The sequence below is a fragment of the Rhizobacter sp. Root404 genome, assembly GCF_001425865.1.
Classification (GTDB): Bacteria; Pseudomonadota; Gammaproteobacteria; order Burkholderiales; family Burkholderiaceae_C; genus LMDS01.
Map to the genome: position 1 here is coordinate 1,000,637 of NZ_LMDS01000005.1, position 25,494 is coordinate 1,026,130.

Sequence of the window (25,494 nt, forward strand, 5' to 3'; positions counted from 1 at the left end):
CGGTCGGTCATTGCAGGCCCAGGAGGCGGGCCACGTCGTTGTAGAGAGCCAGGGACATCATCATGAGCATGATGGCCACCCCTCCACGCTGCAGCCGGTCAAGCCACAACTCGGAGACCGGCTTGCCCGTCACACCCTCGAAAAGATAATACATCAGGTGTCCTCCATCGAGGACCGGCAGCGGCAGCAGGTTCAGCACGCCGAGCCCCACGCTGACGACGGCGAGGAAGCCGAGGTAGTACGGCAGGCCCAGGCGCACCGACTGGCCTGCGTAATCGGCGATCGTCAGCGGCCCGCTGAGGTTCTTCAGCGAGGCCTGGCCGATCACCATCTTGCCCAGCATCTTCACGGTCATCACCGACATCTGCCAAGTCTGCGACGCGCCCTGGGCGATGCCCTCGAACACGCCGTAGCGCACCGTGACGGTCTCAAACGGCTGGCCCGGCACGAGCTCGATCCGGCCGACCGTCTTGCCGTTGTCGGCCACGACGTTCGGCGTGACCGTCAGTTCGACGGTGCGGCCGGCGCGGTCGACCTTCCAGTGCATCGGCCGTGCCGTCCCGTCGCGGCCACTGGCCATGATGGTCGAGCGCAGCGAGCCGCCATCGATCACCGGCGCATCGTCGATGCTGAGCACGCGGTCGCCGGCCATCAAGCCCGCCTTGTCGGCCGGGCCGCCCGCAACCACCTTGCCCAGCACCGGCTCGCTGAACGCTGACCCGAGGCCGATGCGCTGCATCGTCTTGGCATCGACATCCTGGGTATTGATCGAATCCAGCGGCAGCGCCACCGTGCGGCGGCCGTGCCCGGCGCGGTCGGTCACCATCAGCTGCAGCGGCTCGGCGCGCAGCGCGGCCTGCGTCACCGCCCAACGCAGGTCGATCATCGAGCGCACGTCGTGCCATTCGACGCCGTCGCGCGACGTCGCGCGCGCCCAGTCGCCGGCGCGCAGACCGGCGCGATCGGCCAGGCTGCCGGCGACCGGTGCACCCATCACGGCCTTCGGTTCGTCGGTGCCGATCCAGTAGGACGCGGTGAACAGGAACACCGCCAACAGCAGATTCGCGATGGGGCCGGCCGCGACGATCGCGGTCCGCTGCCAGAGCGGCTTGCGATTGAACGCACCATCGAGCTGGTCGGGCGCGACCGGCGCCTCGCGCTCGTCGAGCATCTTCACGTAGCCGCCGAGCGGCAGCGCGCACAGCACGAACTCGGTGCTTTGCGGCGTGGCCTGGCGCCGCCACAGCACGCGACCGAACCCGACCGAGAAACGCAGCACCTTGACGCCGCACGCCACCGCCACCCGGTAGTGCCCGTACTCGTGGATCACGATCAGGATGCCGAGCGTGAGGATGAAACCGAAGACGTAGATCATGGCGCGAGGCCTTTCACGAACTGCGCCGCCTGGCGGCGCGCGCGATGGTCGATCTCGAGCAACGCGTCGAGCGAATCGCTGCCGGAGGCGCGCAGGTCGATCGCATCGAGCGCCTGCGCGATGACGCTGTGAATCTGGTCGAAGCGGATGGTTCCGGCGAGGAAGGCCGCCACCGCCGTCTCGTTGGCCGCGTTCAGCACCGTGGTGCTCCCTTCGGGGCTGCGCAGCGTCTCCCACGCGAGCGCCAGGCCCGGGTAGCGCTGGAAGTCCGGCGCCTCGAAGGTCAGCGCCGACAGCGTCGCGAAGTCGAGCTGGCTCGCACCCGATTCGATCCGCTCGGGAAACGACAGGCCGTACGCGATCGGCACGCGCATGTCGGGCGTGCCGAGTTGTGCCAGCACCGAGTTGTCGCGGCACACGACCATCGAGTGCACGATCTGCTGGGGGTGAATCACGACCTTGATCTGCTCGGGCAACAGCTCGAACAGCCAGCGCGCCTCGATCACCTCCAGCGCCTTGTTCATCATGGTCGCCGAATCGACCGAGATCTTGCGGCCCATCGCGAAGTTGGGATGCGCGCAGGCCTCGTCCGGCGTGATGCTGGCCATTGTCGCCGGATCGCGGCGGCGGAACGGACCACCCGAGGACGTGAGCAGGATGTGGTCGATGCGGCTCGGCCAGCCCGTGCGGTCTTCCGGCAGACATTGGAAGATCGCGGAATGCTCGCTGTCGATCGGCAACAGGCTGGCGCCACCTTCGTGTACCGCGCGCATGAACAGCGCGCCGCCGACGACCAGCGCCTCCTTGTTGGCCAGCAGCAGCCGCTTGCCGGCACGGGCCGCCGCCAGGCACGGTGCGAGACCGGCGGCGCCGACGATCGCGGCCATCACCGAATCGACCTCGGGGTGCGACGCCATGTCGCACAGCGCCTGCGCACCGGAGAGCACCTCGGTGCGGACCCCCTCCTTCTTCAAGCGCGTGCGCAGTTCAGCCGCGGTCGCTTCGTCCGGCAGCACGGCGAAGCGCGGACGCCACTTCACGCACTGCGCGAAGAGTTCGTCGACCCGGCTGTGCGCCGTCAGCGCAAACACCTCGAAGCGACCCGGGTGGCGCGAGATCACGTCGAGCGTGTTCATGCCGACCGACCCGGTCGCGCCGAGCACGCACACGCGTTGCAGTGCAGCCGTCATACGCTGACCAGCGCCATCGCGATCGGGAACACCGGCAGCAGCGCATCGACGCGGTCGAGCACGCCGCCGTGGCCGGGCAGCAGGTTGCTGCTGTCCTTGGCGCCGGCTGCGCGCTTGACCAAAGACTCGAATAGGTCACCGACCACGCTCATCGCCGCCAGGAACACGACGACGCCCACCACGCCGATCACGCCGAAACGGCCGAACAGGCGGGTGTACAGGCTGGCGGAATCCATCGTGAACGCGCCGTCCAGCCACAGCCAGAACGCCGCGAGCACCAGCGCGCCGAGCATGCCGCTCCAGACCCCGGCCCAGCTCTTGCCGGGACTGATGCCCGGCGCGAGCTTGCGCTTGCCGAAGGCCTTGCCGCCGAAGTACGCGGCGATGTCGGCGGCCCAGACGAGGCAGAACACCGACAGGATGAAGTTGACGCCCACCGTCTTGGCAGCGGCGAGTGCCAGCCACGCGGTCCAGAGCAACGCGAGGCCGATCGCGCAGCGCAGCGGCATCGGCACGCGCGGCCAGCCGGCAACGCCGCCACGCAGCACGAACGTGCCGCCCAGCACCCAGACGAGCATGCCAACCCACCACACCATCTGCGGCGGCGCCGCGCCCCAGCCGGCCCAAAGTGCCGCGGCGCACAGGGCCGCGAGCAGCACGCCCATCGCGATCGAGGCACCGCCGGCGCCGTTCAACCGGCCCCATTCCCAACCGGCCGCAGCGATCAGCACCAGCGACAGCACTGCGAACGGCCACGCCATCGGCGCGAACAACGCCGGCAACAGGATGGCGACGAGCACCAGCGCGGTGATGACCCGCTGCTTCAGCATGTCAGGTCTGGACCGCGACGCTGCGGGCGGTGTCCACGCCGCCGAAGCGCCGGTCGCGTCGGGCGTATTCGGCCAGTGCCGCATCGAGCTCGGCATCACCGAACTCGGGCCACAGGCAGTCGCTGAAGAACAGCTCGGAGTACGCGGCCTGCCAGAGCAGGAAGTTGCTGATGCGCACCTCGCCGCCCGTGCGGATGAACAGGTCGGGATCGGGGGCGTGGCTGAGCGCCATGTACTTGTTCAGCGCGGCTTCGTCGAGTTGCTCGGGCGGCACGCCGTCGGCGATCGCGTGGCGGCAGGCCTGGACGATGTCCCAGCGGCCGCCGTAGTTGAAGGCGACGGACAGCGTGATGCGCGTGTTGTGCGCGGTGCTCGATTCGGCCTGTTCCCAGGCTTGGCGCAGCTTGTCGGACACCTGCCCGCGATCGCCGATGATCTTGATCTTGACGCCCTTGTCGGCAAGCTTGCCCAGGTACTTGGCCACGGCCACCAGCACCAGGCCCATCAGGCCGGACACTTCCTCGGTCGGGCGCTTCCAGTTCTCGGACGAGAACGCGAACACGGTCACGTACTCCACGCCGCGGTCGGCGCAGCTCAGCACCGTGCGCACCAGCGCATCGACGCCGGCCTTGTGGCCGAAGAACCGCGGCATGAACCGCTTCTTGGCCCATCGGCCGTTGCCATCCATCACGATGGCGACATGACGCGGTATGGCGCCGCGCGAGTCGATTGCCGCAGGCAAGGCGCTCATGGAAATCAGACCGCCATGATCTCGGCTTCCTTGCCAGAAACCAGCCGGTCGATTTCGGCGATGGTGCGGTCGGTGAGCTTCTGCAGGTCGTCGAGCGAGCGGCGCTCGTCGTCCTCGCCGATTTCCTTGTCCTTCAGCAGCTTCTTGGCGTGCTCGTTCGCGTCGCGACGCAGGTTGCGCACGGCGATCTTCGCGTCCTCGCCTTCGTTGCGCACGACCTTGGTCAGCTCGCGGCGGCGCTCTTCGGTGAGCGCGGGCATCGGCACGCGCAGCAGGTCGCCTTGCGTCGCCGGGTTCAGGCCCAGGTCGGACTCGCGAATCGCCTTCTCGATCTTCGCGCCCATGCCCTTTTCCCAGGGCTGCACGCTGATCGTGCGGGCGTCGAGCAGGCTCACGTTGGCGACCTGGCTGATCGGCACCATCGAGCCGTAGTAGTCGACCTGCACCTGGTCGAGGATGCCGGGGTGGGCGCGGCCGGTGCGGATCTTGTGCAACTCGCCCTTCAGCGCTTCGATGGACTTGGCCATCTTCGCCTCGGCGGTCTTCTTGATGTCGGCAATGCTCATGACAACGCTCTCTTCAACAGTCAAACACTCGCCGGCTCAGACGCGAACCAGCGTGCCTTCGTCCTCACCCATCACCACGCGCTTCAGGGCGCCCGGCTTGAAGATGCTGAACACGCGGATCGGCAGCTTCTGGTCGCGGCACAGCGCGAACGCCGTGGCGTCGAGCACCTGCAGGTTCTTCGTGATGGCCTCGTCGAACGTCAGTTCGGAATAGCGGGTGGCGGTCGGGTCCTTCTTCGGGTCGGCGGTGTAGACGCCGTCGACCTTGGTCGCCTTCAGCACGATCTGCGCGCCGATCTCGGCGCCGCGCAGCGCGGCAGCGGTGTCGGTCGTGAAGAACGGGTTGCCGGTGCCGGCCGCGAAGACCACGACCTTGCCCTCTTCGAGGTACTGCAGCGCCTTCGGCCGCACATAGGGCTCGACGACCTGCTCGATGCCGATCGCCGACATCACGCGCGCCGTCATGCCCTCCTGGCGCATCGTGTCGGCCAGCGCCAGCGCGTTCATCACGGTGGCAAGCATGCCCATGTAGTCGGCGGTCGCGCGGTCCATGCCCACCGAGCCGCCGGCCACGCCGCGGAAGATGTTGCCGCCGCCGATGACGACTGCCACCTCGACCCCCAGCTGAGTCACTTCCTGCACCTCGCGCACCATGCGCACGATGGTGGCCCGGTTGATGCCGTAGGCATCGTCGCCCATCAGGGCCTCGCCGGACAGTTTCAGCAGGATGCGCTTGTACGCGGCCATGGTTCGGACTCCGGATATTGTGGTTGCGCTCGTGGCGCAGGTTTGGCGCGAAGTCTAAGTCTTAAAACCTCGAAATCAGCGCCCCGGAGAGTCCGCCAGGGCGCCCGCAAGCGCACTCGCGAATCAGCCGCCCTTGGCGGCCGCCACCTGGGCCGCGACTTCGGCCGCGAAGTCGTCGACCTTCTTCTCGATGCCTTCGCCGACGACGTACAGAGTAAAGCCCTTCACGGTCGTGGCCTTCTCCTTGAGCATCTGCTCGACGGTCTGCTTGTCGTTCTTGACGAAGGCCTGGTTGAACAGGCTCACTTCCTTCAGGAACTTGGCGACCGAGCCTTCGATGCGCTTGGTGACGATTTCGGCCGACTGCGGCGTCTTGCCCTCGGCCTTCGCCTTCTCGGCGTCCTCGGCGGCCTTGGCGGTCGCGACCGAACGCTCGGTCTCGATCAGCTTGGCGGGCACGTCGCTCGATTGCAGCGCGACCGGCTTCATCGCCGCCACGTGCATCGCCACGTCCTTCGCGGCGATTTCGTCGCCCTCGAACTCGACCATCACGCCGATGCGCGTGCCGTGCAGGTAGCTCGCGAGCTTGCTGCCCTCGTAGCGCTTGAAGCGGCGGATCGACATGTTCTCGCCGATCGTGCCGATCAGGCCCTTGCGCACGTCTTCCAGCGTTGGGCCGTAGCCGTCCTGCGAGTACGGCAGCGCCGACAGCGCGGCCACGTCGGCCGGGTTGTTCTCGGCGACCAGCTTCGCGCAGGCGTTGGCCATCGCGAGGAACATGTCGTTCTTGGAGGTGAAGTCGGTCTCGCAGTTGACCTCGACCAGCGCGCCGGCGTTGCCAGCGACCGCGGCCACGATCACGCCTTCGGCGGTGATGCGCGACGCCGCCTTCCCGGCCTTGCTCCCGAGCTTGACGCGCAGCAGTTCTTCGGCCTTCTCCATGTCGCCGCCGGCCTCGGTCAGCGCCTTCTTGCATTCCATCATCGGGGCGTCGGTCTTGGCGCGCAGTTCGCCGACCATGCTTGCAGTGATTGCAGCCATCTTCAAAACTCCTTGTGTTCAGTTGGAGAAAAGGGGCCATCGGCCCCTAGTCTCTGGTGCCCGGCGCTCGCGACACGCGAGCCGGGCTCGGGGCATCAGGCGCCTTCGCTGACTTCGACGAACTCGTCGCCCTCGGCGGCCGCGGCTTGCACGACGTCGTTCGTCGCGTTGGCCTTGCCTTCGAGGACCGCGTCGGCCACAGCCTTGGCGTACAGCGCGACGGCCTTCGAAGAGTCGTCGTTGCCCGGGATCACGTAGTCGATGCCTTCAGGCGAGTGGTTCGAGTCGACGATGCCGATGATGGGAATGCCCAGCTTCTTGGCCTCGAGGATCGCGATCTTGTGGTAGCCGACGTCGATCACGAACATCGCATCCGGCAGCGCGTTCATGTCCTGGATGCCGCCGATGTCCTTCTCGAGCTTGACCATCTCGCGCTGGAACATCAGCGCTTCCTTCTTGATGCGGATCTCGGTGCCGGCCTCGACCTGCGCCTTCATGTCCTTCAGCTTCTTCAGCGAACCCTTGACGGTCTTGAAGTTGGTCAGCATGCCGCCGAGCCAGCGCTGATCGACGAAAGGCATGCCGGCGCGCTTGGCTTCGGCGGAGATGACCTCGCGCGCCTGGCGCTTGGTGCCGATCATCAGGATCGTGCCGCGCTTGGCGGCCGTCTGACGAATGAACTTCATCGCGTCGTTGAAGAGCGGCTGCGTCTTCTCGAGGTTGATGATGTGGATCTTGTTGCGATGGCCGTAGATGTACGGGGCCATCTTCGGGTTCCAGAAGCGGGTCTGGTGGCCGAAGTGGACACCGGCTTCCAGCATTTCACGCATGGTGACAGTCATGAGGACTCCAAAGGTTGGTTCTAGAATCCGGCTGGAATCGCTGCAAACCTGCCGCAACACTGCGGCGAGTCTGTCGCAACACCTTTTATCAGCCGGTTCGCGATTAACTTGACTCGGAATGAGCCAAGCCAATCAAGTATAGCACCCCCATGACACCTGACCTGACCGGCTCGCTGGAGCAAGGCAACGCACCCGCCTTGCTGGAATCCTGCATTCACGCGGCGCAATCCGCCGCCAACCGACACACCTTCGTCTCGACGTCCTTCGACGCTGCCCGGCGGGCCTCGGACGCCGCCGACGCGGCCCGCCTCGCGGGTGCCCCGATGCCCGCGCTCGGCGGCCTGGCGGTCAGCATCAAGGACCTGTTCGATGTGCGCGGCGAGATCACCGCCGCCGGTTCGACCGTGCTCGCCTCCGCCGCACCGGCCGCAGCCGACTGCCCGGCCGTCGCCCGCCTGCGCGCGGCCGGCGCCGCGCCAATCGGCCGCACCAACATGTCCGAGTTCGCGTTCTCGGGCGTCGGCATCAACCCGCATTTCGGGACGCCGGCGAATCCGGTGACGCGCCTGCTCGACGACGAACCGCGCATTCCCGGCGGCTCGACCTCCGGCGGCGGCGTGTCGGTTGCCACCGGGGCCGCGTGGGCCGCCCTCGGCTCCGACACCGGCGGGTCGATCCGCATTCCGGCGGCACTGCAAGGCCTGGTCGGCTTCAAGAACACCGCGCGGCTCACGCCGACCGAGGGCGCGATCCCGCTGTCGACGACGCTCGACACCGTCTGCGCGATCACCCGCTCGGTGCGCGATGCGGTGCTGCTGCACGAGGTGCTGGCGGATCGCCGCGTCACGCGGTCGGGTCGGCCCACAGCGTCGCTGCGCTTCGCGGTGCCCACCACATCGATGCTCGACGGACTGGACGCGACGGTGCAACGCGCGTTCGATCGCTCGCTCGCGACGCTGCGAGCGGCCGGCGCACAGATCGAGGAGATCGCCCTGCCCGCGCTCGCCAGTGTGCCGCCGAGCTTTTCGCCGCCCGAGGCCTGGGCCTGGCACCGCCATCTGCTCGCGGCGCGCGAGGCCGAGTACGACCCGCGCGTCGCGGCGCGCATCCGTCGCGGCGAGGCCTTGAGCGCGGCGGACTACATCGACCTGCTTCACGCGCGCCGCGCGTGGATCGCGACGATGGAGACGACGATGCGCGGATTCGATGCGATGCTGAGCCCGACCGTGCCGATCGTCGCCCCGGCGATAGCACCGCTGGTGGCCAGCGACGACGCGTTCTTCGCGACCAACATGCTGCTGCTGCGCAACCCGTCGGTCGTCAACATGCTCGATGGCTGCGCGCTCTCGCTGCCGTGCCACGCCGCCGGCGAGATGCCTGTCGGCCTGATGGTCTGGGCCGGTGCGTTGAAGGACGACACCGTGCTCGACGCTTCGCTCGCGATCGAGGCCGTGCTCGCGGTGGTCGGCGCATGAGGGTCGCGGTGATCGGTGCCGGCGTCATCGGGGTGACCACGGCCTACGAACTGGCTGCCGACGGCCACGAGGTGACGGTGTTCGAGCGCCGCGGCAGCGTCGCCGCGGAAACCAGCTTCGCGAACGCCGGCGTCGTGGCGCCGGGCTATGTCACGCCGTGGGCCGCACCCGGCATGCCCAGGAAGGTGCTCGGCCACCTGCTGAGTCGCCATGCGCCGGTGCGTGTGCACGCCGGCTTGAGTCTCGGCGAGATCGGCTGGATGTGGCGCTGGTGGCGAGCCTGCGAACTGGGCACGTACCAAGCCAATCGCTTGCGGATGCAGCGCCTCGCCTTCTTCAGCCGCGAGCGGTTGCACCGCCTCACGCGGGACCTGAAGCTCGACTACGAGCGTGGCAGCGGCTACCTGGTCCTGCTGCGCACCGCCAAGGACCTGGCAATGGTCCGGCCCGGTCTGGCGTCGTTGACCGAACTCAACACCCGGTACGAGACGCTCGACGCCGCGCAGTGCCGCGCCGTCGAGCCGGGCCTGTGCGACGAGACCCCGCTGCACGGCGGCGTGTACCTGCCGGACGACGAGGTCGGCAACTGCCGCCAGTTCACCACGCTGCTGCGTGCCGAGGCGCAACGCATCGGCGTGCGCTTTCGCTTCCACACCGTGGTCCAGCAGATCCTGGCCGGCGCGGCGCCGCAGGTCGTGCATCGATACGCGCCGCCTGAGGACGCCGCGACCGCGATCACGCACGCGGGAAGTGCCGAGACCGCACCCGTCGACGCGCAGGACACCCAGCCGATGGCGCTCGATCCTGTCACCGAGCGCTTCGACGCGGTGGCCGTGTGCGCGGCGCTCGATTCGGCCCCGCTCCTGCGCCCTCTCGGCCTGGGGCTGCCGATGCAGGCGGTCTACGGCTACTCGCTCACCGTGCCGCTGCGCCGCATCGATGCGCATGGGGACATCGGCCCGCGCGCCGCGCTGATGGACGAACGCTACAAGGTCGCGATCAGCCGGCTCGGGGCGCGGGTTCGCGTCGCGGGGAGCGCCGAGATCGGCGGCCCGGCCGAGCGCCACGATCCGCGTGCGATCGAGACCCTCTACAAAGTGCTGCACGATTGGTTCCCGGGCTGCACGCAACTGAACCAGGCGCAGGTCTGGAAAGGCGCGCGGCCGATGATGCCGGACGGCCCCCCGGTGCTCGGGCGCAGCGGCGTCGAAGGCGTGTGGGTCAACCTGGGCCACGGCTCGAGCGGCTGGGCGCTGTCGTGCGGTTCGGCGCGCGTGCTCGCGGACTCGATCGCCGGACGTGCTCCGGCGATCGATGTCGACGGGCTCGGCATCGATCGCCTGCGAGGCTGAACACGATGCGCCCGGTGCTGCCCCCGACCGGCGAACTCCCGCTGCTCGACGCGCCGCAGACCCGCGTGCTCGAGCAGCAGGCGAGCGCGGTGCTGCCACCGCACACGTTGATGCAGCGGGCGGGTGAGGCCGTCGCGCGGCTCGCGCTGGCGCTCGCGCCGCACGCCTCGCGGATCTGGATCGCGGCCGGCCCCGGCAACAACGGCGGCGATGGCCTGGCGGCCGCGGTCCATTTGCGGCAATGGGGCAAGCAGGTCGTGGTCTCGATGTTCGGCGACGCCGCCACGCTGCCGGCCGATGCGGCGGACGCATTCGCCCGCGCCAGGGCCGCGGGCGTGTCGATCGTGACCTCGCCCACGCCGGACGCACTGCCGCAGCTGGCGATCGATGCCCTGCTGGGCGTCGGTGCGAACCGCGCGCCGGGCGGGCTGGTGGCACAGGGCATCGGCGCGCTGAACCGGCTCGCCTGCCCGGTCCTGGCGGTCGATCTGCCGTCCGGCCTGCACCCGCGCACCGGTCAGCCACTGGGCGACGCGTGCGTCACGGCATCGGCCACGCTCGCGCTGCTGACCCTCAAGCCCGGCCTGTTCACCGGCGCCGGCCGCGACCACGCCGGCTCGGTCTGGCTGGAGACGCTCGGCGTCGATGCCGGCGCGCTCCTGCCCGACGCGTGGCTGTCCGGCGTGACGCCGGTCGCCGCGCGACGCCATGCCCAGCACAAGGGCAGCTTCGGCGATGTGGCGGTGGTCGGCGGCGCACCCGGCATGGGTGGGGCGGCGCTGCTCGCGGCGCGCGCCGCGCACGCGGCCGGCGCAGGACGGGTCTACGTGCAATTGCTCGACCGCTCCGCGGGCGCGCTGCGCGTCGATGGCGCGTACCCCGAACTGATGTTCCGCACCGACTGGCTCGCCGGCGGGGCCGACGTCCTCGCCCGCACGACCGTCGTGTGCGGCTGCGGCGGCGGCGATGCGGCGCGCGCCCCGCTGCCGCGCCTGCTGAGCGGCGCGCGCCGGCTCGTGCTCGACGCCGATGCATTGAACGCCCTGGCCAACGATGCGACGCTCGAAGCCCTGCTCGTGGCACGGGACCGCCGGGGCCTGGCCACGGTGCTGACTCCGCACCCGCTCGAGGCGGCGCGCCTGCTGCGCGCAACGGCCGCCGAGGTGCAGGCGGACCGGCTGCAGGCCGCTCGCGAACTCGCGCGCCGCTTCGCCTGCGTCGTCGTGCTGAAAGGTTCGGGCAGCGTGATCGCAGCGCCGGGCGAGACGCCGCGCATCAACGGGACCGGCAATGCGGCGCTCGCCACGGCCGGAACCGGCGATGTGCTGGCCGGCTGGCTCGGCGGCCGATGGGCGCAGCGACCGACGGGGGCCGAAGCGGCGACGGCGTTCGCGGTCGCGCGCCAGGCCGTCGCGGAGCATGGTGCCGCTGCGGAGCCGGCCCCCGCGGGCGCGCTGCGCGCCGCCGCCTTGATCGAGCGCCTCGGCGCCCGCTGACCCGGCGGTTCGACGCGGCTCAGCCGAGCGCGCGCATGGCCTTGCCGGTCTCGAGCGTGCCCTGCGCGTTGCCGCTGGCCGGCACCGTCTCGTCGCCGCGATCGGACAGCGCGTCGAACTGCGCCGCGACCTGCTCGGCGGCGTCGTCCGGCAGGCCGACGAACACGCCCTGCGTCAGCGTGACGTGCGCGCGCTCGAAAGACCCCGCGCCAGCGCACAGGATCGCGCGGGTCGGCGCGTCCTCGGCGACGAGCGCGAGCAGCCCTGGCGTGACGGCTTCCGGCTTCAGCAGGTTGAGCACCGCCTCGGGCATCAGGTTCTCGGTCATGCGCGTAGCCGCCGTCGGCGCGAGGCAGTTGACGCGGATGTCGTTCTTCGCACCCTCGATCGACAGCGTCTGCATCAGGCCCACCAGCGCCATCTTCGCGGCGCCGTAGTTCGACTGGCCGAAGTTGCCGTACAGGCCGCTCGACGACGTCGTCATCACGATGCGGCCGTAGTTTTGCGCGCGCATCACGTCCCACACCGCCTTGGTGCAGTTGACCGCGCCCATCAGATGGACCTCGACGACGAGGCGGAAATCGTCGAGCGCCATCTTCGTGAAGCTCTTGTCGCGCAGGATGCCGGCGTTGTTGACCAAGATGTCGACGCGGCCCCAGGCCTTCACCGTCTCGTCGACCATGGCCTGCACCGCGGCGAAGTCGGTCACCGACGCGCCGCTGGCAATGGCTTCGCCACCGGCGGCGCGGATCTCGTCGACCACCGCCTGCGCGGCCTTGGGCGTGCCGCCGGTGCCGTCGAGCGTGCCGCCCAGGTCGTTCACGACCACCTTGGCGCCGCGCGCCGCGAGCGCCAGGGCATGTTGCCGGCCCAGGCCGCCACCGGCGCCGGTCACGATGGCCACGCGGCCGTCAAATCGAATCGTCATCTGTCTTCTCGGTTGTGGATGGATCGCGGATGGGGTCAGCGGCGCGTCGACGACTTGCCGCCGGAAGCACGCCCGCCCGACTTGCGCGCCACGGCCTTGGCCGCACGCACCGGATGCGTCGCCGGGCCGCCGCGCGCCTTCTGCGCCTTTTTCTTGGTCACCGCCTTGACGGCGCGATCGGTCTCCTTGACGTGGGCCAGTTCGCTGGCGGCCGTCGCATTGGCCTTGTCGCGCTTGGAGCGCAGCAGGGTGGCGTCGTCATCGCCATCGCGGACCATGCGGAAGTCGATCTTGCGCCCGTCGAGATCGACGCGGCTGACCTGCACCCGCACGCGCGAGCCGACCACGTAGCGCACGCCGCTGCGCTCGCCGCGCAGCTCCTGGCGCACCTCGTCGAAGCGGTAGTACTCGCCGCCGAGCTCGGTGATGTGGACCAGGCCTTCGACGTACAGCCCGTCGAGCTGCACGAACAGGCCGAAGCTCGCCACGGCGCTGACGGTGCCGCCGTATTCCTCGCCGAGATGCTCGCGCATGTAGCGGCACTTCAGCCAGGCTTCGACGTCGCGAGAAGCCTCGTCGGCACGGCGCTCGTTGACGCTGCAATGCACGCCGGCGACTTCCCACTTTTCTTCTTCGGCGGTGGCCTGGCGCGCGGGCTTGGTCGTCTTGCGGTTGCTCGGCGCCGGGTTGCTGGCGCCGGTGACGAGGTGGTAGCGCTTGCCGCCCAGCAGCGCCTTGATCACGCGGTGCACCAGCAGGTCGGGATAGCGCCGGATCGGGCTCGTGAAGTGGGTGTAGGCCTCGTACGCGAGACCGAAGTGGCCGCTGTTGATCCCGGTGTAGATCGCCTGCTGCATCGAGCGCAGCAGCATGGTGTGGATCTGCATCGCGTCGGGGCGGTCCTTGGTCGCGTGCGCGATCGCCTGGAACTCGCCGGGCTTCGGGTCGTCGCCGATGGACAGGCCCAGGCCGAGCGCGCGCAGGTAGTTCTGCAGCAGCGTCTTCTTTTCCGGCGTCGGCCCTTCGTGCACGCGGTACAGCGACGGGTGCTTGGAGCGCTCGATGAAATCGGCCGAGCAGACGTTGGCCGCAAGCATCGCCTCTTCGATCAGCTTGTGGGCCTCGGTGCGGGTGCGCGGGACGATCTTCTCGATCCGGCCGTTCTCGTCGCAGACGATCTGCGTCTCGGTGGTCTCGAAATCGATCGCTCCCCGCTTGTTGCGCTCCTTGAGGAGTGCACGGTAGACCTCGTGCAGGTTCAGCAGGTCGGGCACCAGCTCCTTGCGCTTCGCGGCTTCGGGGCCGCGGGTGTTCGCAAGGATCGCGGCGACCTCGTTGTAGGTGAAGCGGGCGTGCGAGCAGATGATCGACGGATAGAACTGGTACGCATGGATCTCGCCGCTGGCGGTGATCAGCATGTCGCAGACCATCGCGAGGCGGTCTTCGTACGGGTTCAGCGAACACAGGCCGTTGCTCAGCTTTTCAGGCAGCATCGGGATCACGCGGCGCGGGAAGTAGACCGACGTGGCGCGCTCGTAGGCGTCGTCGTCGATCGGCTCGCCGGGCTTCACGTAGTGGCTCACGTCGGCGATCGCGACGATCAGGCGCCAGCCGTTGTTGTTCTTGACCCGGCCGATCTTGGCGGGCTCGCAGTACACGGCGTCGTCGAAGTCGCGTGCGTCCTCGCCGTCGATCGTGACCAGCGCGACGTCGGTCAGGTCGATCCGGCCCTTGCGGTCGACCGCACGGATCTTGTCCGGCAAGCCGGCCGCCTGCGCCAGCGTGGCCGGCGAGAACTGGTGCGGCACCTCGTACTTGCGCACCGCGATCTCGATCTCCATGCCGGGGTCGTCGATCTCGCCGAGCACCTCGGTCACGCGGCCCACAGGCTGCGAGTACATCGAGGGCGACTCGGTCAGCTCGATGGCGACCACCTGCCCCGCGGTTGCATTCGCGATCGCGTTCTTCGGGATCAGGATGTCCTGCCCGTAGCGCTTGTCTTCGGGGGCGACGAGCCAGACGCCGCTTTCGTGCAGCAGCCGGCCGATGATCGGCGCCTTCTTGCGCTCGAGGATTTCCAGCACGCGGCCTTCGGGGCGGCCTTTGCGGTCGTAGCGCACGATGCGCGCCTTGACGCGGTCGCGGTGCAGCACCGCGCGCATTTCCTGTTGCGACAGGTAGAGGTCGGCCTGGCGGTCGTCGCGCACGACGAAGCCGTGGCCGTCGCGGTGGCCTTGCACCGTGCCCTCCACTTCGACCATCAATTCGTTGCCGACGGGGTTGGTTGTTTTCAATGTGTTTGTTTTGATGATATAGTCCGAGACTTCCTGAAATGCCCAGGTGGCGGAATTGGTAGACGCACTAGTTTCAGGTACTAGCGGGTAACTCCGTGGGGGTTCGAGTCCCTTCCTGGGCACCAAGATGGATCAGTGAAATAGAAGTCGATACGTGATGAAGGCCGCCGCAAGGTGGCCTTTTTCATTGGCTCGTCGAGGTGTTGGTTCAGAACCGGGGTTCAGATGACGAATTTCTTGGCGAGCGCGTCGGGCCGCATGTCGTCGTACTCCTCGAACGGCTGGTGGATCCACGGGCTCGTGGCCAGCAATTCGACGAAGTAGTCGGGCGTGTAGCTCGAGACGCCTTTGGTCCAGATCACCGCCGAGCGCAGTTCGCTGATGGACGGCATGCCGCGCAGCCGGTCGACCACCGCGCGCAGCGTCACGCCGGAGTCGGACAGGTCGTCGACCAGCAGCACGCGCCCGGCGAGTTCGCCCTTGGGCATCGTGATGTACTTCGCCAGGTCCAGACGGCCCTGGATCGTGCCGGCCTCGGCGCGGTAGGAACTGGTCGACATGATCGCCAGCGGCTTGTCGAACACCCGCGAGAGCACGTCACCCGGGCGCATGCCACCGCGCGCCAGGCACAGGATCTGGTCGAACTCCCAGCCCGAACCGGCGATCTTCAGCGCCAGGCGCTCGATGAGCATGTGGTACTCGTCCCAGCTCACGTACAGGTGTTTGCCGTCGTCGGTCAGCATGCGTCGGGTCCTTCAGACTGAGGTTGATTCGGTCGGAGCATAAGGGGTGCGCATCAGTCCTTGTACGGATGCCGCAACAGGATCGTGTGCTCGCGGTCGGGGCCGGTCGAGACCATGTCTATCGGCGCACCGATCAGGCCCTGCACGCGCTCGAGATAGCGCCGCGCGTTCACCGGCAGCTTGTCCCATTCGGTGATGCCGAAAGTGGTTTCGGTCCAGCCCTCGAAGGTGTCGTAGATCGGGACGCAGGCGACGATGTCGTCGGCGTCGAGCGGCAGGATGTCGATGCGCTCGCCGTGCAGTTCGTAGCCGACGCAGACCTTGATCTCCGGCAGGCCGTCCAGCACGTCGAGCTTGGTGATGCACAGCCCCGAAATGCCGTTGATGATGACCGAGCGCTTCAGCAGCGCGGCGTCGAGCCAGCCGCAGCGGCGCGGCCGGCCGGTGACGGTGCCGCGTTCCTGGCCGACGGTCGACAGGTGGTGGCCGACGCTGCCCGGCACGTCCATGTCGAGCTCGGTCGGGAACGGGCCGCTGCCGACCCGCGTGGTGTAGGCCTTGGTGATGCCGAGGATGTAGTGCAGCAGGTCCGGGCCGACGCCGGCGCCGGCCGCCGCGTTGCCGGCCACGCAGTTGCTCGACGTGACGTACGGGTAGGTGCCGTGGTCGATGTCGAGCAGCGTGCCTTGCGCGCCCTCGAACAGGATGTTGGCGCCGTTGCGGTTGGCGTTGTGCAGGATGTAGCCGACGTCGGCCATCATCGGCTTGAGCTGCTCCGCCACCGCCATCGCGTGATCGAAGATCGGCTGGAATTCGAGCGGCTTCGACTTCAGGTAGCCCGACAGCGCGTAGTTGTGCAGTTCGACGAGCTCGCGCAACTTCTTCGCGAAGCGCTCGGGGTGCTTCAGGTCCTGCACGCGCAGCGCGCGGCGCGCGACCTTGTCCTCGTAGGCCGGGCCGATGCCCTTGCCGGTGGTGCCGATCTTGCCGGCGCCGCTGGTCTCGCGCAGCGCCTCGCGGGCCTTGTCGACCTCGACGTGGAACGGCAGGATCAGCGGACACGATTCGCTGATGAACAGCCGCGAGCGCACCTCGACGCCGATCTTCTCGAGCCGCTCGATCTCGCCGAGCAGGTGCGTCGGATCGACAACAACGCCATTGCCGATGTAGCAGGCGACACCGTCGCGCATGATCCCGGACGGAATCAGCTGCAGCGCCGTCTTGATGCCCTTGATCACGAGCGTGTGGCCCGCGTTGTGGCCGCCCTGGAAGCGCACCACGGCCTGCGCGTGGTCGGTCAGCCAGTCGACGACCTTGCCCTTGCCCTCGTCGCCCCATTGGGTGCCGACGACGACGACGTTGTGGCCAGCCGCTTTCGTGCCGGTACCGGAGTTCATTGCTTGCATGTCGGATCGTCCAGGAAACTGATTCTTGTGGGGGCGTGCGGTGCCGCGCTCAGAGCGCGCGCACCACCCATTCGCCCTGGGCCAGCACGAGTTCGCGATCGCACGCGAACTCCTGCGCTTCGTCTTCATGACCGGGCAGCACGCGCGACACGGTCTCGCCCTGCTCGCGCAGGCTGCGCACCTTGGCGCGCAGCGCCGCGTCCTCGGCCCACGGCGCGCGGATCGCGGCGTGCAACGGCCGCGCCGGCGCGATCGCGGCCAGGCTTTTCAGATCGAGGCTGAACCCGACGGCCGCGCGGTTGCGCCCGAACGCCGCGCCGACTTCGTCGTAGCGACCGCCGCGCGCCACCGCATCCGGCGACCCTGCCGCGTACGCCGCGAAGCGCACGCCGCTGTAGTAGCCGTTACCGCCGATGTCGGCCAGGTCGAAGCCCAGCGTCACTTCGGGATGCGATTGCGTGACCCGCTGCGCGAGCCATTGCAGGTCGTCGAGCGCGGCCTGCACCAGCGGGCGCGCCGGCAACGTGCGCCGCGCCAGGTCCAGCACCTCGATGCCGCCGTACAGCGACACCAGGGTCTGCAGCGCCTGCCGCACCTCGGCCGGAAACCCGCGCGCCAACTCGCGCAGCGCCGCGGCATCCTTCGCGGCCAGCGCCGCGTAGACCTCACCGAGCTGCTCGGCACCGACCATCACACCGGACAGCAAGCCGCGCAGGATGCGCGCGTCGCCGAGATCGAGCATCACGCCCGCCAAACCGGCACTGCGCAGGCAGTCGAGCGTCAGGTCCTGCACCTCGAGGTCGGCCTCGAGACCGCCATGGCCGTAGATCTCGGCGCCGAACTGGAGCGGCTCGCGGGTCGCGTGCAGCCCGTCGGGCAACGCATGCAGCACCGGGCCGCAGTAGCACAGGCGCGTCACACCGGCCCGGTTCAGCAGGTGCGCGTCGATGCGCGCGACCTGCAACGTGCTGTCCGAGCGCAGCCCGAGCGTGCGGCCGCTGAGCTGGTCGACGAGCTTGAAGGTCTTCAGGTCCAACGTGCGGCTCGCGCCGGACAGCAGCGACTCGACGTGCTCCAGCAGCGGCGGCATCACGAGCTCGCAGCCATAGCTGCGAGCCACGTCGATCAGCCCGCGACGGAGCTCTTCGATGTGCCGCGCCTGGGCGGGCAGGACATCGGCAATGTGCTCGGGCAGCAGCCAAGCAGAGGACATGTGGAAACGCCGGGGGGTTAAAAACGGCATTGTACCGGCGCCCTCCACGCCCGGACGGGCCGGCTCAAGTCAGGAACACGTAGAGCATCGCGATCCCGGCGAGCATGCTCGACAGACCGATGAAGCGGATCTGGCCATCGCTCATCTGCAGCGCCTTCTCGAACACCGAACGCCAGCGTGGCGGGCTGATGAACGGCAGCAGGCCTTCGATCACCAGCATCAGCGCGAACGCGCCGAACAGCAGGTCGGCCAGGCCCGGCGACCCCACGACGGCCGCCTACTTCTTGGCCGCAGCCGCCGGCGCCGTGGCGCTGCCGCGCATCGACTGGAAGAAGTCGCTGCTCGGGTCGACCACCATCACGTCCGACTTGTTGCGGAAGCTCGCGCGGTAGGCCTCGAGGCTGCGGTAGAACTTGGCGAATTGCGGGTCGCGGCCGAACGCGTCGGCGAAGATCGCGGAAGCCTTCGCATCGCCCTCGCCCTTGATCTTCTGCGCGTCGCGGTAGGCCTCGGCGACGATCACTTCGCGCTGCCGATCGGCGTCGGCGCGGATCTTCTCGCCTTCGGCGCCACCGGTCGCACGCAACTGGTTGGCGACCTGCTTGCGCTCGGACGCCATGCGGCTGTAGATCGAATCGGTGATGTTCGCGACGAAGTCGACCCGCTTGATGCGCACGTCGAGGATCTCGATGCCGAACGACTTGGCCTCGTCGGTCAGGCGGCCGCGCACGTCCTGCATGACCTTGTCGCGCCCGCTGGACAGCACCTCGCCGACGGTGCGCTTGGTCACTTCCTCGTTGAAGGCGGCGTGCACGATCGGGCTCAGCCGCGTCTCCAGGCTCTTCATGTCGGAGCCGTTGTTGCGGATGAACTGGCGCGGGTCGGTGATGCGCCACTTGACCAGCCAGTCGATCACCAGACTCTTCTTCTCGGCGGTGAAGATCGGGCGGGTCTCCGGGCTGTCCATGGTCTGGATGCGGCGGTCGAGGAAGACGACGTTCTGGAACGGCGGCGGCAGCTTCCACTTCAGGCCCGGTTCCTGGATCACTTCCTTGATTTCACCGAGCGCATAGACCACCGCCACCTGGCGCTGGTCGACGACGAACAGCGTCGACGACAGCAGCATCAGCGCGAGCAGCAGGCCACCGACGATCAGGACGAGACGATTCATGTTCTTGTTCTCCTTCTTCGCGACTCAGCGGCTCTCGCGGTCGCGGCTGCGCGCGTTGTCACGCGAGCGCGAATCGGCGGCGGCGGGCGGCGGTGCGGTTTCCGGGGCGGGCACGGCTGTCGCACCGGTCGGCGTGGCCGCCGTCTGCTGCAGCAGCTTGTCGAGCGGCAGGTACAGCAGGTTCGAGTTGTTGCGCACGTCGATCATGACCTTGCTGACGTTCGAGTAGACCTGCTGCATGGTGTCGAGGTACATGCGGTCGCGCGTCACGGCGGGCGCCTTCTGGTACTCGGTCAACACGCTGGCGAAGCGCTGCGCATCACCTTCGGCCTTGGACGTCATGCTGGCCTTGTAGCCCTGGGCTTCCTCGCGCAGCCGCGCGGCGGTGCCCTGCGCCTTCGGAATCACGTCGCTCGCGTAGGCCAGGCCCTCCTTCTTCAGGCGGTCGCCGTCCTGGCCGGCCTTGAGCGTGTCCTCGAACGCGGCCTGCACCTGCTCGGGCGGCTGCACGCTCTGCACGTTGATGTTGACCACGACGATGCCGGCCTTCAGCCGGTCGAGCTGGCCCTGCACCGACTTGGCGAGCTCGGTCGCAATCGCGTCGCGTTGCTCGTACAGCACCGAATCGATCTTGCTCTTGCCGACAATCTCACGCACCGCGGACTCGGCGGCCAGCGTGACGGCCGATTCCGGATCCCGGTTCTCGAACAGGAAAGCGCGCGCGTCCTTCAACCGGTACTGCACGGTGAAGCGGATGTCGACGATGTTCTCGTCCTGCGTCAGCATCGACGAGTCGCGCAGGCCGGTGGCCGCGATCACCGCGTTGCGGCCGACTTCGGTCGAACGCAGCTGGGTGAAATTGACGATCTCGTTGGCCTGGAACGGGTACGGCATGCGCCACTGGAAGCCGGCGTCGGCCGTATGGCTGTACTTGCCGAACGAGGTGACGACCGCCTGCTGCCCTTCCTGCACGATGAAGAAGCCGCTGCCGAGCCAGATCAGCGCGACGACGCCGGCCACCAGGCCGACGCCGATGCCGGCGCTCTTCATGTCGGGCTGGAAGTTGGGGCCGCCGCCGTTGCCGTTGTTGTCGCCCGAGCCGTTGCCGCGCGGCGTGTTGCCGCCACCCTTGCCGCCGAACAGGCCGCTGAGCTTGCGGTTGAAGTCACGCCAGAGTTCGTCGAGATCCGGCGGACCATCGCCGCGGCCGCCGCTGTTGAGAAGCCAGCCTGCAGCGTGCGTGCGCAGGCGCCGGAAGCGGCCTGGGGGAGTCGTGTCGCTCATGGTCATGCAAGGGTGTGATGAGGGGCCGATGGCGCCGGGTCGGTCGGTTCGCCTTCGTCGTCGGCCGCGTGCGACAGGCGGATGTCACTTGGGGCTGCTTCGCGGCTATTCAAGAAGCCCTCGAGCGTGCCGCCGATGGCTTCGGTCAGGATCTGGCGCAACAGCGGCAGTCCTTCGCCGGTGCGCGAGCTGACGAACACGCGGGGCACGCGCCGGCCCGCGCCGAGCTCGAGCACGTCGCGCAATTCGCGCGGGCGCTGGGTGTCCTCGAGGCGGTCGAGCTTGTTGAAGACCAGCACCTGCGGGATGTCGGCGGCGCCGATCTCGGCCAGCACGCGCTCGACCTCGGCCATCTGCTCGGCGAGCACCGGGCTGGCGCAGTCGACCACGTGCAGCAGCAGGTCGGCATCGTTGGCCTCCTGCAAGGTCGCTTCGAACGCTTCGATCAACTTGTGCGGCAGCTCGCGGATGAAGCCGACCGTGTCGCTGAGCGAGATCGATCGCGACACGCCGTCCAGGTGCAGCTGCCGGGTCGTCGTGTCCAGCGTCGCGAACAACTGGTCGGCGGCATAGGCCTTGGCATTGACGAGCACGTTGAACAAGGTCGACTTGCCGGCATTGGTGTAGCCGACCAGCGAGACGCGGAAGGTCTGGTTGCGCTCGCGCGAGCGGCGCTGGGTGCTGCGCTGCTTCTTGACGCGCTCCAACTGCTTCTTCACCGCCTTGATGCGCTCGCCAATCATCCGCCGGTCGAGCTCGATCTGCGCCTCGCCCGGGCCGCCGCGCATGCCGATGCCGCCGCTCTGGCGCTCCAGATGGCTCCAGCGGCGCACCAGGCGCGTCGACAGGTACTGCAGGCGCGCAAGTTCGACCTGCAACTTGCCCTCGTGGCTCTGCGCGCGCTCGCCGAAGATTTCGAGGATCAGCATCGTGCGGTCGGCCACGGCCACACCGAGGTGCTTCTCGAGGTTGCGCTGCTGGGCGGGTGACAAGGCCTGGTCGAACAGCACCGCGTCGGCTTGGTGCGCCTGCACCAGCGCCTTGATCTCGTCGGCCTTTCCCGAGCCGACGAACAGCGCGGCGTCCGGCGCCTTGCGGCGCGCGATCACGCGCTCCACCGCAATGTCGCCGGCCGATTCGGCCAGCAACGCGAGTTCGTCGAGGGTGTCGTCGAACGCCTTGCCGCGACCGAAGTCCACGCCCACCAGGATCGCCCGGGCAGGGTTGTCCAACCCCTTGGGGGCAGTCGAATCGGTCGAACTCAAGGGGATGCGAGGATGGCGGTTGTCGCGCTCAAGCGGCCGGATCCGTCGGCTCGGCGGCGTGGAAGTTCACCGCGCGGCCCGGCACGACGGTCGAGATCGCGTGCTTGTAGACCATCTGCGTCACGGTATTGCGCAACAGCACCACGTATTGATCGAACGACTCGATGTGGCCTTGCAATTTGATCCCGTTGACGAGGTAGATCGAAACCGGAACGTGCTCCTTGCGCAGCAGGTTCAGGAATGGGTCTTGTAGGAGTTGCCCTTTGTTGCTCACGATATTCTCCGTGATGAAGCTTCAGAAGAGGTCACGTTAACACAGCGATGACGCGGCGCAGCAAGTTTGGGGGCTTTGCCCCGGGCCGCCGCGGTCAGTCCTTGTCGAACGGATTTTTCGACGACCGCAACTCGATGCGCATCGGCGTGCCGGTGAGCTTGAAGTGCTCGCGGAACCGCCCTTCGAGGAAGCGCTTGTAGGTCTCGGTGATGTGGTCCAGCGAGTTGCCGTGGATCACGATCAGCGGCGGATTCATGCCGCCCTGGTGCGCGTAGCGCAGCTTCGGGCGGAACGCCCCTGCCCGCTTCGGCGCCTGATGCTCGACGGCCTCCTGCAGCAGCCGGGTGAGCACCGGCGTGGGCATCTTCTTGATCGCCGACGCGTGCGCATCGGCAATCGCCTTCCAGACCGGACCGAGGCCTTGCCGCTTGATCGCCGAGATGTGCAGCACCGCGGCGAACTTCAGGAAGGACAGGCGCTGCTCGATCGAGCGCTGGAGCGTCTCCTTCTGGTATGCGTCGACCGCGTCCCACTTGTTCACGGCCACCACGACCGCGCGTCCGCTCTCGAGGATGTAGCCGGCGATGTGTGCGTCCTGGTCGGTCACGCCCTGCGTCGCGTCCAGCAGCAGCAGCACGACGTTGGCATCCGCGATCGCCTGCAGCGTCTTGACGACCGAGAACTTCTCGATCGCCTCGAACACCTTGCCGCGACGGCGCAGGCCCGCGGTGTCGATCAGTTCGAATTTCTGGCCGCCGCGCTCGAACGGCACCGTGATCGCATCGCGCGTGGTGCCGGGCTGGTCGAACGCGACCAGGCGCTCCTCGCCGAGCCAGGTGTTGATCAGCGTGGACTTGCCGACGTTCGGCCGCCCCGCCACCGCCAGGCGGATCGGCCCGCCGTCCTCCGGCGTCGCCTCGTCCTCGTCCTCGAACTCGAATTGCGCCAGCGCCGCCTCGGTCAGGCTGCGGATGCCCTGGCCGTGCGCCGCCGAGATCGGGTGCGGCTCGCCGAGGCCGAGCTCGTAGAACTCGCCGAGCAGCGGCGACTCCTGCATGCCCTCGGCCTTGTTGACCGCGAGGATCACCTTCTTGCCGACCGTGCGCAGGTAGCGCGCGATGTCGTGATCCTGTCCCGAGACCCCCGAGCGCACGTCGACGACGAAGATCACCGCATCGGCCTCGGCGACGGCCTGGCGCGTCTGCTTGGCCATCTCCTTGACGATGCCGGTCGTGCTGTCCGGCTCGAAGCCGCCGGTGTCGACGACGATGAACTCGTGTTCGCCACTGCGCCCGTCGCCGTAATGACGATCACGGGTCAACCCGGCGAAGTCGGCCACGATCGCATCGCGGCTCTTCGTCATCCGGTTGAACAGGGTGGACTTGCCGACATTGGGCCGGCCCACCAGGGCGATGACGGGTTTCATCGGGCGCGGCGTCGTGCGCTTACTGGCGGAAGGCGAACAGGCCGCCCTTGCGCGTGACGACCAGCATCGTGGTGCCCGAGACCACGGGCTGCACGCTGATCGGGCCCCCGTCGGTCGTCGAGCGCAGCTGCGCCTCGCCGGTCTCGCGGTTCAGCCAATGCAAGGTGCCGTCCTCGTCGCCGAACACGACCGACTTGTTGAAGACCGCCGGCGCGCTCAGCGTGCGATACAGCAGCTTGTCGCTGGACCAGGCGGTTTCACCGCTCTCGGCCTTCCACGCGGTCAGGCGGTCGGAGGCGTCGCCGCCGAACAGGAACTGCGCATCGCCGCCGATCGCATCGGTGCCGCCGCCGTTGCGGCTCCAGCCGAGCAGGCCGCGCTCCGCGTTCACGCAGCCGACCGCCGCCTGGAACGAGCGCGCACAGACCATGTCGCCGTTGCGCACCGGAGGGCCGACCAGGTCGGCCAGGCGCTCGATCTCGTTCGCGCCGCGCGGCGAGCCGACCGCCACGTCCCAGCGCACCGTGCCGCGCAGCGGATCGACCCCGGCCATGCGCGGGCCTTGCCCGACGATCAGCGTGTCCTTGAACGCGGCCAGCACGCCGGACTGCGCCAGCGTCAGCGGGTCGCCGGGGCGTTGCAGCACCCAGAGCTTGCGGCCGTCGAGCACGTCGAAGGCCTGCACACCGCGGTCGACACCGAGCACGAAAACGCGCTCGCCAGCCACGAGCGGCGCGGTGGTGACGCGTCCGCCCATCGGCTTGCGCCACTTGACCTGACCCTGGTCGAAGACGACCAGCTCGCCGTCGCGGGTCACGACGGCGGCGTAGCGCCCATCGCTGCCCACGCCGGCGCTGAGCTTCGCGCCGGCCGTGCCGCGCCAGATCTCGCGTCCGCTGTCGGCGTCGAGCGCCATCACCGTGCCGTCGTTGCCGGCGACGGTGAATTGGCCCTTGGTCGCCGCCACGGTCAAGGGGAACTGAACGCCATCGACACGCTGCGTCCAGGCGACCGTCGCGGCGATCTTCGGCGTCAACGCTTCCAGGGGCTCCGGCTTGGGCTTGCCGCCGCCGGCGCAAGCCGCGAGCAAGGTCACCAGCGCGAGCGCTGACGCACGGATCAGCAGGCGGGCGGCGCTCACTTGACGCTCCCGGCGCTGGCCGCGGTGTCGACTGGCGCCGCCCCGAGCGCGGTTAGCTTGGCGTCGATCAGGCGGCGGTAGCCCACGGTCGCGTCCATCGCCTGCCAGGCCTTCGCATAGGCCGCCTTGGCCTCCTCGGGTTTGTTCTGCGCGATCAGGACATCGCCGCGTCGGTCGCTGACCAGCGCCGCGAACTCGGGCGAGGTGGCGCTGTCGAGTTGCTTCAAGGCCTCGTCGTATTTCTTCTGGTCGAGCAGCACGCCGGCGGCGCGCAGTCTGGCGATCGTCTGGTATTCGACCTCGTTGGCATTGGCGGCGACCCAGGCCAGCGACGCCAGCGCGGCATCGGGCTTGCCCTTCTCGAGTTGCACCTTGGCCGCCAGCAGCCCGCCCTGCTCGGTGAAGGCCGTGCGCGGGTAGCGCGCCTGCATGTCGGCGAAGACGCGCGTCGCCTGGTCGACATCGCCCGCCTGAGCGGCCTTGTCGAGCTGGTCGAACATCGCGCCCGACTTTTCGGCCTGGTCGCGCTGGTAGAGACCCCAGCCGTTCCACGCCGCATAGGCGCCGAGCACGACGATGAGCACCCAGGTCAGCAAGGTGCCGTAGCGTTTCCAGAAGGCTTTCAGCTGGTCGAGCTGTTCTTGTTCTTCGAGGTCGAGATGGGTGGCCATTGGACGGGTTGCT

The 25,494-nt window shown here is 68.4% G+C and carries 24 protein-coding genes and 1 tRNA gene; 4 read left to right on the top strand and 21 right to left on the bottom strand.

What is annotated here, in order from left to right; translation table 11 throughout:
- Window positions 1–7 precede the first annotated feature (7 nt).
- From rseP to rpsB, 8 genes are all read right to left on the bottom strand, one after another.
- The gene (gene rseP / locus ASC76_RS18770) at window positions 8–1,375 is read right to left on the bottom strand and encodes an RIP metalloprotease RseP (RefSeq protein ID WP_056469876.1); all 1,368 of its coding nucleotides are present in this window, start codon (window positions 1,373–1,375) and stop codon (window positions 8–10) included.
- A complete protein-coding gene (gene ispC, locus ASC76_RS18775) occupies window positions 1,372–2,565 on the bottom strand; it encodes a 1-deoxy-D-xylulose-5-phosphate reductoisomerase (RefSeq protein ID WP_056469885.1) in 1,194 nt (397 codons plus the stop codon). The genes rseP and ispC overlap by 4 nt, the downstream gene beginning before the upstream one ends.
- Window positions 2,562–3,395 carry a phosphatidate cytidylyltransferase gene (locus tag ASC76_RS18780; RefSeq protein ID WP_056469888.1) on the bottom strand — a complete coding sequence of 278 codons (834 nt, stop codon included), beginning with the start codon at window positions 3,393–3,395 and terminating at the stop codon, window positions 2,562–2,564. Before ASC76_RS18780 ends, ispC begins: the two co-directional genes overlap by 4 nt.
- Before the next feature lies 1 nt (window position 3,396).
- Window positions 3,397–4,146 carry a polyprenyl diphosphate synthase gene (gene uppS, locus ASC76_RS18785; protein ID WP_056469893.1) on the bottom strand — a complete coding sequence of 250 codons (750 nt, stop codon included), beginning with the start codon at window positions 4,144–4,146 and terminating at the stop codon, window positions 3,397–3,399.
- A gap of 5 nt (window positions 4,147–4,151) precedes the next feature.
- Complete coding sequence (frr, locus tag ASC76_RS18790; protein WP_056469895.1) at window positions 4,152–4,712, bottom strand: ribosome recycling factor; 561 nt, start codon at window positions 4,710–4,712, stop codon at window positions 4,152–4,154.
- A 36-nt stretch (window positions 4,713–4,748) separates the two neighbouring features.
- Complete coding sequence (pyrH, locus tag ASC76_RS18795) at window positions 4,749–5,459, bottom strand: UMP kinase (RefSeq protein ID WP_056469898.1); 711 nt, start codon at window positions 5,457–5,459, stop codon at window positions 4,749–4,751.
- A gap of 123 nt (window positions 5,460–5,582) precedes the next feature.
- Entirely contained in the window at window positions 5,583–6,500 is a 918-nt protein-coding gene (gene tsf / locus ASC76_RS18800; RefSeq protein WP_056469901.1) for a translation elongation factor Ts, read from the bottom strand.
- A gap of 95 nt (window positions 6,501–6,595) precedes the next feature.
- Window positions 6,596–7,342: a 30S ribosomal protein S2 gene (gene rpsB, locus ASC76_RS18805; RefSeq protein ID WP_056469903.1), complete on the bottom strand. Its 747-nt coding sequence runs from the start codon at window positions 7,340–7,342 to the stop codon at window positions 6,596–6,598.
- A gap of 149 nt (window positions 7,343–7,491) precedes the next feature.
- Here rpsB and ASC76_RS18810 point away from each other — a divergent pair, with 149 nt between their 5' ends.
- The 3 genes from ASC76_RS18810 to ASC76_RS18820 are packed head-to-tail and all read left to right on the top strand — an operon-like array spanning window position 7,492 to window position 11,665.
- Window positions 7,492–8,817 carry an amidase gene (locus tag ASC76_RS18810; RefSeq protein ID WP_056469906.1) on the top strand — a complete coding sequence of 442 codons (1,326 nt, stop codon included), beginning with the start codon at window positions 7,492–7,494 and terminating at the stop codon, window positions 8,815–8,817.
- Window positions 8,814–10,169 carry an FAD-dependent oxidoreductase gene (locus ASC76_RS18815; RefSeq protein WP_056469909.1) on the top strand — a complete coding sequence of 452 codons (1,356 nt, stop codon included), beginning with the start codon at window positions 8,814–8,816 and terminating at the stop codon, window positions 10,167–10,169. The genes ASC76_RS18810 and ASC76_RS18815 overlap by 4 nt, the downstream gene beginning before the upstream one ends.
- Before the next feature lie 5 nt (window positions 10,170–10,174).
- On the top strand, window positions 10,175–11,665 hold the full coding sequence (locus ASC76_RS18820) for a bifunctional ADP-dependent NAD(P)H-hydrate dehydratase/NAD(P)H-hydrate epimerase (RefSeq protein ID WP_056469912.1): 1,491 nt from the start codon (window positions 10,175–10,177) through the stop codon (window positions 11,663–11,665).
- A 19-nt stretch (window positions 11,666–11,684) separates the two neighbouring features.
- Here the strand turns inward: ASC76_RS18820 and ASC76_RS18825 are convergent, their stop codons facing one another.
- Both ASC76_RS18825 and rnr read right to left on the bottom strand, forming a co-directional pair.
- Complete coding sequence (locus ASC76_RS18825; protein ID WP_056469915.1) at window positions 11,685–12,593, bottom strand: SDR family NAD(P)-dependent oxidoreductase; 909 nt, start codon at window positions 12,591–12,593, stop codon at window positions 11,685–11,687.
- A 35-nt stretch (window positions 12,594–12,628) separates the two neighbouring features.
- A complete protein-coding gene (gene rnr, locus ASC76_RS18830; protein WP_056469916.1) occupies window positions 12,629–14,854 on the bottom strand; it encodes a ribonuclease R in 2,226 nt (741 codons plus the stop codon).
- Window positions 14,855–14,927: 73 nt separating this feature from the next.
- Between rnr and ASC76_RS18835 the strand changes: the two genes are divergently transcribed.
- Window positions 14,928–15,012, top strand: a tRNA-Leu gene (locus ASC76_RS18835).
- 96 nt (window positions 15,013–15,108) lie between these two features.
- Here ASC76_RS18835 and ASC76_RS18840 read toward each other — a convergent pair.
- The 11 genes from ASC76_RS18840 to ASC76_RS18890 all read right to left on the bottom strand — a co-directional run bounded on the left by ASC76_RS18840 (window position 15,109) and on the right by ASC76_RS18890 (window position 25,481).
- Window positions 15,109–15,630, bottom strand: a complete 522-nt coding sequence (locus tag ASC76_RS18840) for a phosphoribosyltransferase (RefSeq protein WP_056469919.1) — start codon at window positions 15,628–15,630, stop codon at window positions 15,109–15,111.
- Window positions 15,631–15,683: 53 nt separating this feature from the next.
- Window positions 15,684–17,036 (bottom strand): adenylosuccinate synthase, encoded by a 1,353-nt coding sequence (locus tag ASC76_RS18845; protein ID WP_235580514.1) that lies wholly within the window; start codon window positions 17,034–17,036, stop codon window positions 15,684–15,686.
- Between the two features lie 49 nt (window positions 17,037–17,085).
- Window positions 17,086–18,249 carry an ATP phosphoribosyltransferase regulatory subunit gene (locus tag ASC76_RS18850; RefSeq protein WP_056469925.1) on the bottom strand — a complete coding sequence of 388 codons (1,164 nt, stop codon included), beginning with the start codon at window positions 18,247–18,249 and terminating at the stop codon, window positions 17,086–17,088.
- 64 nt (window positions 18,250–18,313) lie between these two features.
- The gene (locus ASC76_RS18855; RefSeq protein WP_056469926.1) at window positions 18,314–18,517 is read right to left on the bottom strand and encodes a DUF2065 domain-containing protein; all 204 of its coding nucleotides are present in this window, start codon (window positions 18,515–18,517) and stop codon (window positions 18,314–18,316) included.
- Window positions 18,518–18,526: 9 nt separating this feature from the next.
- Window positions 18,527–19,420 carry a protease modulator HflC gene (hflC, locus tag ASC76_RS18860; protein WP_056469928.1) on the bottom strand — a complete coding sequence of 298 codons (894 nt, stop codon included), beginning with the start codon at window positions 19,418–19,420 and terminating at the stop codon, window positions 18,527–18,529.
- 24 nt (window positions 19,421–19,444) lie between these two features.
- A complete protein-coding gene (gene hflK, locus ASC76_RS18865) occupies window positions 19,445–20,704 on the bottom strand; it encodes an FtsH protease activity modulator HflK (RefSeq protein WP_235580515.1) in 1,260 nt (419 codons plus the stop codon).
- A 2-nt stretch (window positions 20,705–20,706) separates the two neighbouring features.
- Window positions 20,707–21,969: a GTPase HflX gene (gene hflX / locus ASC76_RS18870; protein ID WP_056469936.1), complete on the bottom strand. Its 1,263-nt coding sequence runs from the start codon at window positions 21,967–21,969 to the stop codon at window positions 20,707–20,709.
- Window positions 21,970–21,997: 28 nt separating this feature from the next.
- The gene (gene hfq / locus ASC76_RS18875; protein ID WP_056469939.1) at window positions 21,998–22,243 is read right to left on the bottom strand and encodes an RNA chaperone Hfq; all 246 of its coding nucleotides are present in this window, start codon (window positions 22,241–22,243) and stop codon (window positions 21,998–22,000) included.
- Window positions 22,244–22,337: 94 nt separating this feature from the next.
- Window positions 22,338–23,669 (bottom strand): ribosome biogenesis GTPase Der, encoded by a 1,332-nt coding sequence (der, locus tag ASC76_RS18880; RefSeq protein ID WP_056469942.1) that lies wholly within the window; start codon window positions 23,667–23,669, stop codon window positions 22,338–22,340.
- A 19-nt stretch (window positions 23,670–23,688) separates the two neighbouring features.
- Window positions 23,689–24,810, bottom strand: a complete 1,122-nt coding sequence (bamB, locus tag ASC76_RS18885) for an outer membrane protein assembly factor BamB (protein ID WP_235580516.1) — start codon at window positions 24,808–24,810, stop codon at window positions 23,689–23,691.
- The gene (locus tag ASC76_RS18890; protein ID WP_056469945.1) at window positions 24,807–25,481 is read right to left on the bottom strand and encodes a tetratricopeptide repeat protein; all 675 of its coding nucleotides are present in this window, start codon (window positions 25,479–25,481) and stop codon (window positions 24,807–24,809) included. The genes bamB and ASC76_RS18890 overlap by 4 nt, the downstream gene beginning before the upstream one ends.
- Window positions 25,482–25,494: the final 13 nt, after the last annotated feature.

What these genes read in the sequence shown, in the direction of transcription:
- rseP (WP_056469876.1), bottom strand. Translation starts at nt 1,375, where the DNA reads ATGATCTACGTCTTCGGTTTCATCCTCACGCTCGGCATCCTGATCGTG.
- ispC (WP_056469885.1), bottom strand. Translation starts at nt 2,565, where the DNA reads ATGACGGCTGCACTGCAACGCGTGTGCGTGCTCGGCGCGACCGGGTCG.
- ASC76_RS18780 (WP_056469888.1), bottom strand. Translation starts at nt 3,395, where the DNA reads ATGCTGAAGCAGCGGGTCATCACCGCGCTGGTGCTCGTCGCCATCCTG.
- uppS (WP_056469893.1), bottom strand. Translation starts at nt 4,146, where the DNA reads ATGAGCGCCTTGCCTGCGGCAATCGACTCGCGCGGCGCCATACCGCGT.
- frr (WP_056469895.1), bottom strand. Translation starts at nt 4,712, where the DNA reads ATGAGCATTGCCGACATCAAGAAGACCGCCGAGGCGAAGATGGCCAAG.
- pyrH (WP_056469898.1), bottom strand. Translation starts at nt 5,459, where the DNA reads ATGGCCGCGTACAAGCGCATCCTGCTGAAACTGTCCGGCGAGGCCCTG.
- tsf (WP_056469901.1), bottom strand. Translation starts at nt 6,500, where the DNA reads ATGGCTGCAATCACTGCAAGCATGGTCGGCGAACTGCGCGCCAAGACC.
- rpsB (WP_056469903.1), bottom strand. Translation starts at nt 7,342, where the DNA reads ATGACTGTCACCATGCGTGAAATGCTGGAAGCCGGTGTCCACTTCGGC.
- ASC76_RS18810 (WP_056469906.1), top strand. Translation starts at nt 7,492, where the DNA reads ATGACACCTGACCTGACCGGCTCGCTGGAGCAAGGCAACGCACCCGCC.
- ASC76_RS18815 (WP_056469909.1), top strand. Translation starts at nt 8,814, where the DNA reads ATGAGGGTCGCGGTGATCGGTGCCGGCGTCATCGGGGTGACCACGGCC.
- ASC76_RS18820 (WP_056469912.1), top strand. Translation starts at nt 10,175, where the DNA reads ATGCGCCCGGTGCTGCCCCCGACCGGCGAACTCCCGCTGCTCGACGCG.
- ASC76_RS18825 (WP_056469915.1), bottom strand. Translation starts at nt 12,593, where the DNA reads ATGACGATTCGATTTGACGGCCGCGTGGCCATCGTGACCGGCGCCGGT.
- rnr (WP_056469916.1), bottom strand. Translation starts at nt 14,854, where the DNA reads ATGGTCGAAGTGGAGGGCACGGTGCAAGGCCACCGCGACGGCCACGGC.
- ASC76_RS18840 (WP_056469919.1), bottom strand. Translation starts at nt 15,630, where the DNA reads ATGCTGACCGACGACGGCAAACACCTGTACGTGAGCTGGGACGAGTAC.
- ASC76_RS18845 (WP_235580514.1), bottom strand. Translation starts at nt 17,036, where the DNA reads ATGCAAGCAATGAACTCCGGTACCGGCACGAAAGCGGCTGGCCACAAC.
- ASC76_RS18850 (WP_056469925.1), bottom strand. Translation starts at nt 18,249, where the DNA reads ATGTCCTCTGCTTGGCTGCTGCCCGAGCACATTGCCGATGTCCTGCCC.
- hflC (WP_056469928.1), bottom strand. Translation starts at nt 19,420, where the DNA reads ATGAATCGTCTCGTCCTGATCGTCGGTGGCCTGCTGCTCGCGCTGATG.
- hflK (WP_235580515.1), bottom strand. Translation starts at nt 20,704, where the DNA reads ATGAGCGACACGACTCCCCCAGGCCGCTTCCGGCGCCTGCGCACGCAC.
- der (WP_056469942.1), bottom strand. Translation starts at nt 23,669, where the DNA reads ATGAAACCCGTCATCGCCCTGGTGGGCCGGCCCAATGTCGGCAAGTCC.
- ASC76_RS18890 (WP_056469945.1), bottom strand. Translation starts at nt 25,481, where the DNA reads ATGGCCACCCATCTCGACCTCGAAGAACAAGAACAGCTCGACCAGCTG.